This is a genomic window from Mesorhizobium sp. USDA 4775, assembly GCF_054062655.1.
This window is the reverse complement of record NZ_JBSSFM010000001.1, coordinates 5,434,827-5,448,850: the sequence shown is the minus strand read 5'-3', so window position 1 is coordinate 5,448,850 and position 14,024 is coordinate 5,434,827. Positions and strand designations below refer to the sequence as shown.

General features: G+C 64.4%; 13 protein-coding genes. 7 read left to right on the top strand and 6 right to left on the bottom strand.

Going from position 1 to position 14,024, the window contains the following annotated elements; all coding sequences use genetic code 11:
* The first annotated feature begins 48 nt into the window (after positions 1 to 48).
* The 4 genes from ACVILI_RS26700 to ACVILI_RS26685 all read left to right on the top strand — a co-directional run bounded on the left by ACVILI_RS26700 (position 49) and on the right by ACVILI_RS26685 (position 3,799).
* Complete coding sequence (locus ACVILI_RS26700) at positions 49 to 375, top strand: NIPSNAP family protein (protein ID WP_038648576.1); 327 nt, start codon at positions 49 to 51, stop codon at positions 373 to 375.
* Between the two features lie 9 nt (positions 376 to 384).
* Positions 385 to 1,584: a mandelate racemase/muconate lactonizing enzyme family protein gene (locus ACVILI_RS26695; protein WP_038648575.1), complete on the top strand. Its 1,200-nt coding sequence runs from the start codon at positions 385 to 387 to the stop codon at positions 1,582 to 1,584.
* A gap of 167 nt (positions 1,585 to 1,751) precedes the next feature.
* The gene (locus ACVILI_RS26690; protein ID WP_038653098.1) at positions 1,752 to 3,248 is read left to right on the top strand and encodes an aldehyde dehydrogenase family protein; all 1,497 of its coding nucleotides are present in this window, start codon (positions 1,752 to 1,754) and stop codon (positions 3,246 to 3,248) included.
* A gap of 275 nt (positions 3,249 to 3,523) precedes the next feature.
* Positions 3,524 to 3,799, top strand: coding sequence for a hypothetical protein (locus tag ACVILI_RS26685; RefSeq protein WP_038648571.1), 276 nt, complete (start codon positions 3,524 to 3,526; stop codon positions 3,797 to 3,799).
* Positions 3,800 to 3,879: 80 nt separating this feature from the next.
* Here ACVILI_RS26685 and ACVILI_RS26680 read toward each other — a convergent pair whose 3' ends face one another.
* The gene (locus ACVILI_RS26680; protein WP_038648570.1) at positions 3,880 to 4,977 is read right to left on the bottom strand and encodes a CaiB/BaiF CoA transferase family protein; all 1,098 of its coding nucleotides are present in this window, start codon (positions 4,975 to 4,977) and stop codon (positions 3,880 to 3,882) included.
* A gap of 106 nt (positions 4,978 to 5,083) precedes the next feature.
* On the opposite strand from ACVILI_RS26680, the gene ACVILI_RS26675 reads away from it, so the two are divergent.
* The 3 genes from ACVILI_RS26675 to ACVILI_RS26665 all read left to right on the top strand — a co-directional run bounded on the left by ACVILI_RS26675 (position 5,084) and on the right by ACVILI_RS26665 (position 7,469).
* Entirely contained in the window at positions 5,084 to 6,106 is a 1,023-nt protein-coding gene (locus ACVILI_RS26675) for an LLM class flavin-dependent oxidoreductase (RefSeq protein ID WP_010910824.1), read from the top strand.
* A 52-nt stretch (positions 6,107 to 6,158) separates the two neighbouring features.
* Positions 6,159 to 6,806: a ThuA domain-containing protein gene (locus ACVILI_RS26670; RefSeq protein ID WP_019859725.1), complete on the top strand. Its 648-nt coding sequence runs from the start codon at positions 6,159 to 6,161 to the stop codon at positions 6,804 to 6,806.
* Positions 6,807 to 7,127: 321 nt separating this feature from the next.
* Positions 7,128 to 7,469 carry a CatB-related O-acetyltransferase gene (locus ACVILI_RS26665; RefSeq protein WP_019859723.1) on the top strand — a complete coding sequence of 114 codons (342 nt, stop codon included), beginning with the start codon at positions 7,128 to 7,130 and terminating at the stop codon, positions 7,467 to 7,469.
* An 8-nt stretch (positions 7,470 to 7,477) separates the two neighbouring features.
* Here the strand turns inward: ACVILI_RS26665 and ACVILI_RS26660 are convergent, their stop codons facing one another.
* The 5 genes from ACVILI_RS26660 to ACVILI_RS26640 form a co-directional block, all read right to left on the bottom strand.
* Complete coding sequence (locus ACVILI_RS26660; RefSeq protein WP_038653095.1) at positions 7,478 to 9,496, bottom strand: amidase; 2,019 nt, start codon at positions 9,494 to 9,496, stop codon at positions 7,478 to 7,480.
* A gap of 119 nt (positions 9,497 to 9,615) precedes the next feature.
* Entirely contained in the window at positions 9,616 to 10,701 is a 1,086-nt protein-coding gene (locus ACVILI_RS26655; protein WP_038648567.1) for a Gfo/Idh/MocA family protein, read from the bottom strand.
* 72 nt (positions 10,702 to 10,773) lie between these two features.
* The gene (locus ACVILI_RS26650; protein ID WP_038648565.1) at positions 10,774 to 11,538 is read right to left on the bottom strand and encodes an ATP-binding cassette domain-containing protein; all 765 of its coding nucleotides are present in this window, start codon (positions 11,536 to 11,538) and stop codon (positions 10,774 to 10,776) included.
* A complete protein-coding gene (locus ACVILI_RS26645; RefSeq protein ID WP_019859719.1) occupies positions 11,535 to 12,539 on the bottom strand; it encodes an ABC transporter permease in 1,005 nt (334 codons plus the stop codon). The genes ACVILI_RS26650 and ACVILI_RS26645 overlap by 4 nt, the downstream gene beginning before the upstream one ends.
* Positions 12,536 to 13,525: a sugar ABC transporter substrate-binding protein gene (locus ACVILI_RS26640; RefSeq protein ID WP_027047129.1), complete on the bottom strand. Its 990-nt coding sequence runs from the start codon at positions 13,523 to 13,525 to the stop codon at positions 12,536 to 12,538. Before ACVILI_RS26640 ends, ACVILI_RS26645 begins: the two co-directional genes overlap by 4 nt.
* Positions 13,526 to 14,024: the final 499 nt, after the last annotated feature.

Here is a 14,024-nt window from a genome sequence, read left to right as displayed (position 1 = left end):
TGGTGTCGACCTCTCCCAAGGGAGAGGCGAAGAAGGACGGACGAAGCCATGATCTACGAACTGCGTATCTATGACTGCCTGCCGGGCAGGCTGCCGGCTTTGCTCAAGCGCTTTTCCGAGCAAACGCTGGCCATCTGGGAGAGGCATGGCATCCGCCAAGCCGGGTTTTTCACCACGGCGATCGGCGAAAACAGCAATCGCCTCACCTATTTCATCGCCTGGGAATCGCTGGCCGAGCGTGAGGCGAAATGGCCGGCTTTCGTCACCGATCCGGCATGGCACAAGGCCCGGGACGAGTCGGAGCGCGACGGGCAGATCGTTGCTAATATCAGCAGCCAGCTGCTCACGCCGACAGCTTTCTCGTCTGTGAAATAGGACTGCGCCATGAAGATCACCGACCTGCGCTGCGCCGTCATCGGCAAGCACCCGATTGTCCGCATCATCACCGATGAAGGCCTCCATGGCCTTGGCGAGGTCGAGTTCACAAAGACCTACCTCAAGCCGTTTGTGCTGCATTTCCGCGAGGCGTTGATCGGCGAGGATCCGACCGACGTCGAGCGGGTGATGCTGAAGATCCGCCAGCGCGGCTCGTTCAAGCCTTATGGCGCCGCCGTCTCCGCCATCGAGCACGCCTTATGGGACATCGCCGGCAAGGCGGCGGGCGTGCCGGTCTATAAACTGCTTGGCGGCAAGGTGCGCGACAAGGTGCGCGTCTACAACGGCTCGATCCGCCGGAAACGCGCCGGCGACCGGCCGGAGGATTACGCCGCCGACGTCAAATGGATGATGGAGCAGCCGCAGAATTTCTTCATGGTCAAGCAGGGAATCTCGTTCCACTCCAACATGAAGGACAGCATCGAAGGCTTCCATTACGGCGTGACGCAGAAGAAGGCCGGTTATCACGGCGCCATGGATCAGGGCGTGATCAGCGAGCGCGGTTTCAATCACATGCTCGACTGCGTGATCGCGATGAAGGAGGTGCTGGGCGACAAGGTCAGCCTGGCGCTCGACTGCGGCCCGGGCTGGATGCTGCCCGATGCGATCAAGTTCGCCCGCGCGGTCGAGAAGTACAATCTGATGTGGCTGGAGGACATGCTGACCGGCGACTATGTGCCGTGGGTCAATCCGCAGGCCTATCGCGAGCTGACCACCTCCACCTCGACGCCGATCCATACCGGCGAGCAGATCTACCTCAGGCACAATTTCAAGGAACTGATCGAGACGCAGGCGGTGCGGGTCATCGGCCCCGATCCGGCCGATATCGGCGGCATCGCCGAACTCAAATGGGTCGCCGAGCACGCCTACATGCACTCGATCCTGATGGCGCCGCACGGCACCGCGAACGGCCTGCTCGGCCTCGGCGCGCTGATCAATGTCTGCGCCACCTTGCCGGCCAATTACGTGGCGTTCGAATATCCCAGCGCCTCGGACCCGTGGTGGGAGGAACTGGTGATCGGCCTGCCGGCGCAGATCGTCAGGGATAGCATGGTGGACCTGCTGGAAGCGCCTGGCCTGGGGCTCGATATCGACGCCGAAGCGGCCAGGAAGTATCTCAGCGAAGAGGATGCGGGCTTCTTCGACTGAACCATCCTTCTTTCACCATGCGAGCCGGTGCCTGGCGCCGGCTTCCGACAGCCGCTCGGGCGACGTTTGCGGTGCTCGCCGCCGGCATGGGCCCAAGCTCATCTTTCCTTGTTGAGGTCGACCGCGCCGGGAGTAATAGTCGCGGCGGAGTTCGTTTGGAGGACGAGATGACGCTGAGCTTCGACCCGAGGGCGAAGGCCACGACGCTTTACCATGGCGAATTCCGGCCGATGTTCATCGGCGGCAAGTGGGTCGCGGCGCAGTCCGGCCAGGAGATGCAGGCGCTGAACCCGGCGACAGGCGAGGTGCTGGCCACGGTGCCGCGCGGCGGGACGGCCGATGTCGACGCGGCGGTGGCCGCCGCACGCGCCGCCTTCGAAGGGCCGTGGTCGAAACTCTCGCCGTACGAGCGGCAATGCGTGCTGTTGCGCATCGCCGATCTGTTCGAGACGCATTGGGAAGAGCTCAGCGTTTCCGACACGCTCGACATGGGACTGCCGATCACCCGCACGCTGGCCAACCGGCGCCGCGTCATCGGCATGCTGCGCTTCTATGGCGGGATGGCGACGGCGCTGCATGGCGAATCCATCGACAATTCGATCCCTGGCGAGATCGTCTCCTTCACGCGGCGCGAGCCTGTCGGTGTCGTCGGCGCGATCATTCCCTGGAACGCGCCGACCGCCGCCTCGATCTGGAAGATCGCGCCGGCGCTCGCCACTGGCTGCACCATCGTGCTGAAGCCCTCGGAGGAGGCGTCGCTGACGCCGCTGCTGATCGCGCGTCTGATGCAGGAAGCCGGCGTGCCTGACGGCGTCGTCAACATCGTCACCGGCACCGGAGCCGAGGCCGGCGCGCGGCTCGCCGAGCATCCCGACGTCAACAAGATCGTCTTCACCGGCTCGACGCTGACCGGACAAGCGATCGCGCGGGCGGGTGTGGCCAACCTCAAACGGGTTTCGCTGGAACTCGGCGGCAAGTCGCCGATCATCGTCTGCCGCGACGCCGACATCGACAAGGCCGTTCCGGTCGCGGCGATGGCGGTGTTCGTGCATTCGGGCCAGATCTGCATCGCCGGCTCGCGCCTGTTCGTGGCGCGCGAAATCCACGACGAGTTCGTGCGCCGCGTCGCGGAATTCGCCGGCAGGCTGCGCATCGGCCACGGCATCGAGGCGGAGACCGAAATCGGGCCGCTGATCAATGCCAGGCAGGCCGGCAAGGTGGAGGGCTATATCAAGGCCGGCAGCGACGAGGGCGCGAAACTGGTCGCCGGCGGCTCGCGGCTGACGGGCGCGCTCTATGATGGCGGCAACTTCATTGCGCCGACCGTCTTCGGTGCTGTATCGGACAAGATGACCATCGCGCGCGAAGAAATTTTCGGGCCGGTCATTTCCGCCATGCCCTTCGACACGCTCGATGAGGCCGTGGCGCGCGCCAATGCGACGCCCTTTGGGCTCGCCGCCGGCATCTTCACCACGCATCTCGGCACCGCGCACAAGCTGGCGCGCCGCATCAAAGCCGGCTCGGTCTGGGTCAATATGTACCACGCCATCGACCCGGCGGTGCCGTTCGGCGGCATGAAGATGTCCGGCTATGGCCGCGAAGGCGGCATCGAGCATCTGCATGAGTATCTGGAGACCAAGTCAGTCTGGATCCAGACCGACTGATATTCAGGTGAGGCCGGCCTGCGAACGGCAGCTTCCTGCGCTTCCGGTGCTCACGTACTGTAAGTACGCTCCGCTCCGGTTCTCGGAAGCTACCGTTCTCGACTCGGCCTGAGCTGAATATCGACACACCCTGGCGCGTGTGGGGGTGATGCGCTGCGCAGTTTGCCCCGGCGGCCAGGCAAATCGCGGGCCAGGCAAACCGGTGCCAGGGAACCTTTGTTCTGCTGGTGATTTTTGCCTATATAGAAATGCGAACGGCCAGGAGGGTGTTGCCGATGACGACAAAACGGTTTGCGATCTGCGCTCTTGCCGTGGCAATGGCCTGCGGCATGTCAATTTCGGCCTTCGCCGGGTCCAGGCATCGCCACCACCAGGCCGAGCCGGAACGCTACGTTCCCGCCGATGACGATTTCATCGGCTTCCTGTTCGGCGGTCCGCGCTACTACGACCAGCAGCTGTTCACGACGGCGGCGGGCGCCTGCTCCTACCACCGGGTCGGGCCGGATGCGAACGCGTTGAACAAGATCAACGATCATCATTGCGGGAAATAGCTGGGCCGCGCAGCGCAAGCCAGTTGTCGCCAATTTCCGGCAACCTGGGGCAACTTTCAGCGGCCTGAAACTGGCTGATTTCAACGGTTTGTATCTGGATCCGCCAGTTCTGCGCGAATCTCGGCGCCGTGTTCGTCGCGCGCGGGACCTTTGGTCGGCGTCTTTTGCGCCCATCCGGAAAAGCGCGGAGCAGCGGCTGCCTGCAGGACGCCGTCCACCGCCAGCCAGGAACCACGCGCGGCCATGTGCGGATGCCGGGCTGCTTCCCATGGGCTGAGCACCGGGGAGACGCAGGCATCCGAGCCTTCGAACAGGCTGGTCCATTCGTCGCGCGGTTTGGCGGCAAAGATCGCCGCCAGCCGGTTGCCGAGCTCCGGCCAGAGATCGCGGTCGAATTGCTTGGCGAATTGCGGATCGGCGGCGAGGCCGAGCCTGTCGAGGAACAGCGCGTAGAATTTCGGCTCGATGCACTGGACGCTGATGAAACCGCCGTCGGCGGTGCGATAGACGCGGCACCAGTGCGGGCCGTCGAGAAGGCTTTGGCCGCGTTCGGCGACGAGCCCGCCGGACTGGCCGAGCACCATCAGCAGGTTCATCATGTGGGCCGAGCCGTCGACGATGGCCGCGTCGACCACTGTGCCTTGGCCGCCGGCACGCGCGTTCATGATGGCGGCCAGCATGCCGATCACCAGATAGAGCGCGCCGCCGCCTATGTCGCCGGTGAGCGTCGGCGGCGCCATGGGCGGCTCGCCCGGCAAGGAGGCATACCAGAGCGCGCCCGACACACCGGTATAGTTCATGTCATGGCCGGCAGTGCCGGCCAGCGGACCGTCCTGGCCCCAACCGGTCATGCGGCCATAGACCAGCTTTGGATTGACCGCCAGGCAGGCATCCGGACCGAGCCCGAGGCGTTCCATGACGCCGGGCCGAAATCCCTCTATCAGGCCGTCGGCGGTGGCGATGAGGCGCATCAGCACGGCGACATCCCCGGCATCCCTGAGATCGAGCGCGATGGAGCGCTTGCCGCGATCGAGCAGCGAGCGTTCGGGCAGGCCAGGCATGGGCGCCTGCTTGCGGTGGACGACGATGACATCGGCGCCGAGATCGGCGAGCAACATGCCGGCGAAGGGCGCTGGCCCGAGCGCCTCGATCTCGACGATACGCGTCCCCTTCAGCATTCCACCCTCCACGGCGTTCAACCCTAGAGTATGGGCGCAAGGTGACGGTGTGTAACCCCGCTGTTTTGGCATTGAAGCAAGTGCCGCCCGCATATACTTCAGGGCCATGAAAAAAATCGGTTTTCTATCATTCGGGCACTGGACGCCCTCGTCGCAATCGCAGGTGCGCTCGGCTTCCGACGCGCTGCTGCAGTCCATCGATCTCGCCGTCGCGGCCGAGCAGCTCGGCGCCGACGGCGCCTATTTCCGCGTGCATCATTTCGCCCGCCAGCTCGCCTCGCCATTTCCGCTGCTGGCGGCGGTCGGCGCCAAGACCAGCCGCATCGAGATCGGCACGGCGGTCATCGACATGCGCTACGAGAATCCGCTCTACATGGCCGAGGACGCAGGTGCCGCCGACATCATCGCCGGCGGCCGGCTGCAACTCGGCATCAGCCGTGGCTCGCCCGAACAGGTGATCGATGGCTGGCGCTATTTCGGCTATCAGCCGCAGGAAGGCAAAAGCGACGCCGACATGGCGCGGCATCACGCCGAGGTCTTTCTTGACACGCTGCGCGGCCAGGGGTTCGCGCAACCCAATCCACGGCCGATGTTCCCCAACCCGCCCGGGCTGCTTCGGCTCGAGCCGCATTCGGAAGGCCTGCGCGAGCGCATCTGGTGGGGTGCGGCCACCAACGCCACCTCGGAATGGGCGGCCAAGCTCGGCATGAATCTGCAGAGCTCGACGCTGAAATTCGACGAGAGCGGCAAGCCGTTCCATATCCAGCAGGCCGAACAGATCCGGATCTATCGCGAGGCCTGGAAAGCGGCCGGGCACGAGCGCGAGCCGCGCGTCTCGGTCAGCCGCAGCATCTTCGCGCTGGTCGACGACCGCGACCGCGCCTATTTCGGCCGCGGCAATGAGAGCCGTGACCAGATCGGCTTCATCGAGGAGAATACGCGGGCGATCTTCGGCCGCAGCTACGCCGCCGAGCCCGACGTGCTGATCAAGGAATTGGCGCAGGACGAGGCGATCGCCGAGGCCGACACGCTGCTGCTCACCGTGCCCAACCAGCTCGGCGTCGACTACAACGCCCATGTCATCGAGGCGATCCTGACCCATGTCGCGCCGGCCCTGGGCTGGCGCTGACGGCCGCGCCATGTAACCATCGATCGCGGCGGGCGATTCAGGAGGTTACGGCATGGGGAAGAAGGCTTTGATTGCCTGGGGCGGTTGGGAAGGCCACACGCCGGAACGCAGCGCCAACGTCATTCGCGCGCTGCTTGAGCGCAACGGCTTCGATGTCACGCTGGGCCAGGGCACGGCGATGTTCGCCGATCCGGAACTGCCTTCCTTCGATCTCATCGTGCCTGCCATCACCATGTCGACGATCGAAAAGGCCGAGCTGCAGAACCTGACTGCCGCGGTTCGCGAAGGAACAGGCCTTGGCGGCTTCCACGGCACGATGGGCGACAGTTTCCGCAACGAGCCCGATTACCAGTTCATGACCGGCGGCCAATGGGTCGCGCACCCCGGCAACATCATCGACTATCGGGTGGTGATCACACAACCCGACGACCCGATCACCAAAGGCGTCGGTGATTTCGCCTACCGGTCGGAGCAGTATTACATGCATGTCGACCCTAGCAACGAGGTGCTGGCGACCACCACTTTCAGCGACGCGCATTTCCCGGGCATTGACGGGGTCGTGATGCCGGTGGTCTGGAAGCGTCGGTATGGCGCGGGAAAGGTTTTCTACAGTTCGCTTGGGCACACGGCGGATGAGTTCGCGGTGCCGGAAATGGCGGTGATTGTCGAGCGTGGTTTGCTTTGGGCGGCGCGGGGATAGCGGCAATGGTGGTGCTCTGCGGCGCCCACCTTCTGTGACGGTCGGTCGAGACCAACCATGGCTTAGAAACAAATGGGATTTGCAAGAAAACTTCGAACCATGCTCGGCCTTCGACGAGCTCCAAAGCCGGAAAACATACCGCAGCATGCATCGATTGGCCGTAGAACACTCTTCTACACAAAGCCCAGCAATATCTTTGGCTGTGACGAGACCTCACCGCTTGAGATAGGAGCGTTCTGCTCCATAGCGGAGGAGACGCTATTCCTTTGTCGTGCCAATCATCCGACGCACTTTGTCTCGACTTTTCCATTCGAAGTCCACATGACAAATTCGATCGCGGCCTATGATGATCTGGTGGTCAACGGGCCGACAAAAATCGGCAACGATGTCTGGATTGGACGACGCGCAATCATCCTGCCGGGAATAACCATTGGAGACGGTGCCGTTGTCGGAGCCGGCTCGATCGTCACGAAGGACGTCGCACCCTACGCGGTGGTCGCCGGAAATCCTGCCAGGTTGATCCGGAACAGATTTACGGATGACCAGATCGCCAGTTTGCTCGCTATTCGCTGGTGGGAGTGGAGCGACGAGAAGATCAAGGCCGAACTGCCGACGTTCTTCGGATCGATTGATGCCTTCATCGCCGCCAACCGTGCATCATAGCCCAGCCCTCACCCAATTCCGCCCGTGACCACATAGGCGCCAACGGTGCGTCCATCCTCAAGCCGCACCACCGCGGTTACGATCGAGCCATACGAACCACACCAGACGCTGTGGAACCGCTGATGCTCGGCGGCCGGCACAAACACACGCCCGCTGAAGTGCGGGCCGCTCCGCTGCATCGCGACCGTCTGTCCGTTGACATGCACTTTGATGCTGGCGTTCTCCGCCTCGGCCGGCAGGTCGAGCGTGATGGTGATCTCATGCTGATCGCCTGAGGTCAGCGTCTCTGCGGCAAGCGCGATTGCGAGCGGACGTGCCTCACCGTTGCCAGCTTGGCTGGGTCGACCTGAAAACACATCGTCGGCGAGTTCAGGCGTGCGGGGCGGGCTTGTGCGGCGCTGGGTGGCGGTCTCGTAGTCGCCGGCCATGCGCAGCAGGCTTTCGTCGTCATAGGCCTTGCCGGCGAAGGTCAGGCCGACCGGCATGCCGATATCGGCCATCGTGCCCATCGGCACGGTGACGGTCGGAATGCCGAAATGGCGCCAGACCAGATTGCCGTTGGCGACCCAGGTGCCGTTGCGCCAGGCAAGGTCCGCCGACGCCTCGTTGATGTCGGCGTCGGCCGGGCCGACATCGGCGGCGGCGGGCAGCACCACGGCGTCGATGCCTTGCGCGTCGAGCCAGTCCTCGAAATCGATCCGCCGTGTCGCTTCCAGCCCCTTCAGGCCCTCTTCAAGCGTCGGGATATCCCTGAAGGGCGTGACGCCGGATTTGGCGCGCTCGACATACTCCGCCAGGTCGAAGCCGCCCTCGTAGCGATCAGGCAATGTGCCCGGCGGCTGCGGGAAAATCCTTGGGCCATCCACCGAAGCGAGATCGGGGATGTTCGGGTCGGCGTTGGCGCGCAGGAAATCGTCCCAGCCCCACATGCAGAGATCCCAGATTTCGCGGTCGGCGAAATCCGGCGGCACCAGCCCGCGCTCGACCATGGTGCGGGCGCCGGGACGGTCGCGCTCGTAATTGGAGACGACGGGAAAATCGACCTCGACCACCTCTGCGCCAAGCCGCTTGAGATCGGCCGCCGCCTGCTCCCACAGGGCAAGCACCGAGGCGCGGGTTTCGATCGGTTTGTCTGCCTCGCTGTCGCGGCCGATATACATTCTTGGAACGCCGAGCCGCTTGCCCTTTAGCGAGCCCGAAAATACCAGATCGGTATAGCGTTGCGGCCGTAGGTCGGCGCTTTTCGGCAGTTCGACCCAGGGCTGCGCGCGCCAGAAATCGCCCCGCGTCTGCGGGTCGTCGGCGACGATCACGTCGAGCAACTCCAGCATGTCTTGCATGGTCCGCGTGTGCGGCACCACGACATCCATCGTCGGCACCAGCGGCCAGTTCCCGCGCACGGAAATGACGCCGCGCGACGGGGTGTAGGCGACGAGCGCATTGTTGGTGGCCGGCGCCCGGCCGGACGACCAGGTCTCCTCGCCGAGACCGAAGGCGCAGAAGCTGGCGGCCGTTGCAGTGCCCGAACCATTCGATGACCCCGACGCGAAGGCGGCGGTCAGGTAATCGGCATTGTAGGGGCTTTCGGCGCGGCCATAGACACCGCGTTGCATGCCGCCATTGGCCATCGGCGGCATGTTGGTGAGGCCGATCAGCACCGCCCCGCCGGCGCGCAGCCGGGCGATGGTGAAGGCGTCCTCATTGGCGACCAAATGTTCGAAGGCCGGCGAGCCGGACGCGACCGTCAGGCCTTTGACTTTGTAGCTGTTCTTGGCGGTGTAGGGGATGCCGTCGAGCGGCCCGAGTACAGCACCTTCGCGCCGCCGCTGGTCGGAAGCGGCGGCTTCTTCGAACATAGCTGGATTGAGCACGGGGACGGCGTTGAGGCTGATACCATGCCGGTCGAAATGCGCGATGCGCCTGAGATACGCCGCGACCAGCTCGACACTGGTGACCGTGCCGTCATCGAGGGCGCGGCGCAGTTGGTCGATCGTCGCTTCGACGAGGTGAAGGCTGGCATAGGTCATCACTGGTTCCAGGCTGTTGTCCGCACGCCATGGATGAGCGAGCCCGCCGGCTTCGGCAAGGGCCAATCGGCAGTCTTTGTCGGAACGTATTGTTCCTGCCTGTACCTTGCCGGCAGGGCTCAGGCGTCCCCGCCGCTCTCCTTCATCCTCTCGATGATCCCGGCCATCAGCGCCAGGTCGCGGCGGGAATCGGCGAGGTCGGTCAACGGCTTGGTGCCTTCAGCGATGTGGCGGTGGAAAATCTCCAGTTCGTTGGAGAAAGCATCGCCATAAAGCGGGCCGAAGCTTTTCGTCACCGGGCCGAGCGGGCCGGCTTCGGTCACTTCCAGCCGGGTCGGCAGGCTGCGGATGTAGGGCGTGTCGTAGATGATGCGCACGCGCCGGGTGTTGGAGCGCACTTCGATCATGGCGTCGAACAGGCCGAGATCGTCGACCACCGCGTCATAGAGGCAAGCGAAATGGCCGTAATCGAAGGTGACCGAGGTGTTGGCGCCGCCATTGGTGCGGTGCGCGGCGACCACGCCCTTGGGCTCGCCAATGAGCCCGCGCATCGCCGAGATGTGGTGCGAGGACAACGCCGTCAGCCCGCGATAGGCGCGCACCAGGTCAGCCGGCGCGTCGGTGCCGACAACCTCGCGGATCAGCGCGTCGCGCTCCCTGGCGCCGCGCGCCAGTAGGGCAGGGTCGATGTCGTTGGGGTAGAGGATGTTCCGGCTCTTCTTCAGGAAATGCCGGCCCTCCGAGATCAGGTCGAAGATGCGGACATGGGTAATGTCGGCATGGGCGGGCAATTCGTCCCGGGCCGCCAGGTAGGCCGGCGCGTAGCGGCGCATATAGCCGACGAACAGGGTCTTCCTGTAGGCCGGCATCAGCGCCAGCAACTCGTCGATCTCACGCACCGTGAGACAAGCGGGTTTTTCCAGCAAAATGTGCTTGTCGGCTTGCATGGCCGCGCGCACAAAGCGGCTGTGAGTGTCGTCCGACGACAGAACGAAGACGACGTCGATGTCGGGTGAATTGATCAGCGCCTCGGCCGTGTCGAAGGCTCTGGCGGCATATTCGGATGTGACGAGCGCCACCAGGCTCGGAGAGACGTCGAAGACGCCCGCGATTGCCCAGCAGTCGCGCTGGTCAGCCAGAACAGGCAGATGGATCGACTGCGCGACCTCCCCAAGACCCACAAGCCCGACACGAAGTGGTGCCACTCTCAAACTCCCTTGATTTCATTTTGTAGGGTTGGCCGAAGCGGCCAACGATTGATTTCACGGTTGGGCAGATCACGCCGCTCCGGTGACCAGCGCGACCAATTCGTTGCCTGACGTCTCCGAGGCACGCACGGTCGCCGCCATCTTTCCCGCCCGCATCACCCAGATCTGGTCGGACAGGCGCCGCACCTGATCGAAATTATGGCTGACCAAGATGACCGAGACCGACTGTTCGCGCAGGCGGCGGATCAACGCCTCGACATTGGCGGTCTCCTGCACGCCAAGCGCTGCCGTCGGTTCGTCCATCACCACCAGCTTGGCGCCGGAGCCGACGGCGCGGCAGATCGAGATCGCCTGCCGCTGGCCACCCGACAGGCGGCGCACACGTTGATTGATCGACGGCACGTTGATCGACAGGCGCGACAGCATGGAACGGGCCTCGCGCTTCATCGCCTTGCGGTCGAGGAAAGCGAAGGGGCCGATGCGGCGCACGAGCTCGCGGTTGAGGAACAGGTTCTGCGCCACCGTCAGTTCGTCGATCAGCGCCAGGTTCTGGTGCACGGTCTCGATGCCGGCCTTGCGCGCCCCGTCCGGGTTGGAGAAGGGGTGCTCGCGACCGTCAAAGACGATCGAGCCGGCATCCGGCACATGCACGCCGACCAGGCAGCGGATCAGCGTCGACTTGCCAGCGCCATTGTCGCCAATGACGGCGGTGACCTCGCCGCGGCGCGCCTGGAAGGCGACGTCGGTGAAGGCGCGCACGCCGCCGAAATGCTTGCTCAGGCCATTGCAGGCGATGATCGAGTCCGAGGCGGAGGAAAGGCTGACGGCGCTCATTTCTGGTACCGCATGATCAGCGCTGCCAGCACCACGATGGCGCCCACGGCAAGCGGTTGGTAGAAGGCCGAGACGTTGAGCAGCGTCAGCCCGTTGACCAGCGCGGTGAGCATCAGCGCGCCGATGGCCGGGCCTAATATGCTGGCGCGGCCGCCGAACAGGCTGACGCCGCCCAGCACCACCGCCGCCACGGAATTCAAGAGCAGGCTGGTGTTGATCTGCGGTTCGGCCGAGCCGATGCGGGCAACCAGCAGGATGGCCGCAATGCCGGCGCAGAAGCCGGAGATGGTGTAGGCGGCGATCTTGACGCGGTTGGTGCGAATGCCGAGCGCGCCGGCGCTTTCGACCTGGCCGCCGGTCGCCAAGAGATGGACGCCGAAGCGCGTGTGGTAGAGCGCGATATGGGCCACAATCACGGCCGCGATCGCCACCCAGACCGGATAGCCGAACGGCCCGAACGAGCCCGAAGCGAGTTTCAGCAGGAAGGTCGAGCCGACCATCGTCGGTTCGCCGCCCGACAGGATCAGGCCAAGCCCGGTGATGCCAGACAGCGTGCCGAGCGTCACCACGAAATCGGGGATCTTGCCGGCGGTGATGATGAGGCCGTTGAGGAAGCCGATGGCGCTGGTGGCGAGCACCGCGAGCACGCAGGCGATGAAGATGCCGTAGCCCGCCGCGTTGACGAGACCAAGGATGATGGCGCCAAGCATGACGGCCGCCGCCAGTGACAGGTCGATGCCTGACGTCGCGACGACGAAGGTCTGGCCGATCGACAACACGACCAGGATAGCCGCCGCCAGCAAGAGCGCCTGCAGATTGGCGACGCTGAGAAAGACCGGCTGGGCGATGCCGAAGACGATGACGAGACCGACCAGGCCGACGACGGACGCCCAGTCGGCCCAGAAGGAAGGATCCAGGAGGAGAGCCGACAGGGAGGGGCGGCTCTCCTCCGCCGCGCCCGCCGAATGGGCGACGGGCGCGTTGTCCGTGGGATTGCTCACTTCAGCATCTCGCGGAAGGGATCGGGATAATCGCCGCCGGGACGCGGAAAGTTCTTCAGCGAGGCGTCGGCATTGGCCTTGTTGATCAGGAGCACGGGTGCGGGCACGTTGGCGGGCAGTTCCTTGCCCTTGGCGGCCAATGCACAGGCTTCGACACCCATGGCGCCGACGACATAGGGATATTGCGCGACGGTGGCCGTGAGTTCGCCTGCCGCGATCGATTTCAGCGCGTCGACGATGCCGTCGAGGCCGATCACCTTGACGTCCTTGCCCGAGGTCTGCACGGCGCGTTCGACGCCGAGCGCCATGATGTCGTTGGCGGCGAAGAAGCCGGCAAGATCCGGGTGCGCCGCGAGGATGTCGGTGGCGGCGGTCAACGCCTTCTCACGATCCCAGTCGGCGCTCACCATCACCACGACCTCGAGCTTGCCCTCGACGGCCTGCTTGAAGCCCTTGATGCGGGCATTGGAGCCGACATCGCCCACGATGCCGGCGATCAACGCCACCTTGGCGCCCTTGGGCACCAGCTTCAGCATTTCCTCGCCGGCCAGCGCGCCGGCGGCGACATTGTCGGTGCCGATATAGGTCGAGACGGCAAAGCCGGCGGCCTTGGCCTGTTCGGCGTCGATGGTCGAGTCGATGTTGACGATCGGCTTCTTCTTCTGGGCGACCGGCACCAAAGCCTGGACGAGGTTGGAGACGCTGATCGGATTGACCAGGTAGCAATCGAAGTCCTGCATGGCCATGGCGGTCAGGCGGTCGGCCTGGCCGGTGGCGTCGCCCATATTGGCGGCGGCCTGGACGCTGACATTGACGCCACTGGTCTTGCCTTGCTCCTCGATGCCCTTCTGCATGGTCTGGAAGAAGGGGTTGTCGAGGCCCTTGACGATGGCCGCGACCTTGGCCGCGTCCTCGGCATGGGACGGCGCCGTGACGATGGTTGCCAGCAGGCCCGCGCCAAGCGTCAGGCCGTTGAAGATGCGCATTTTGTTCCTCCGCTTCTTGATTGTTGGATGTGTCTTGTCGGCAAGCCCACGGACGCCCGTGGCCGGTGCTGCGAGAGCCATGCTTGCATCGGCAACGCCACGCGGCCTGCGGCCCGGCGAACGCCAAACGTCTCGCGGACGACGGACCCCGGTCGGGACCTTTTCCATGTCAGGCATTTCTCCTCCCAGAGCGCTGACCTAGCCCCATCAGCGTTTGCGCATGTTTTATAAAAAATTGACACGCGTCAAGATTTAAAATGGTGCGAAGCGATTTTCGCTCGTTGGGCCGCAGCGCGCGCGCTTCACAAGTTCACCCCGGCAAAAAAATTCCACCCTCATGCAACCTCTGATGGGCGCGTGCGTTACAAGGCTCCCCGGGATGGTGAGGTTTGCATTGGCAAACCATGGGTGCTGCCGTCGCTGTCGTCGCCGAGCAACTGTCAGAAAAATAATGGAGATCAGAAACAACGAAACGGCTTGCAAGCGCAGGCTAAAGCTC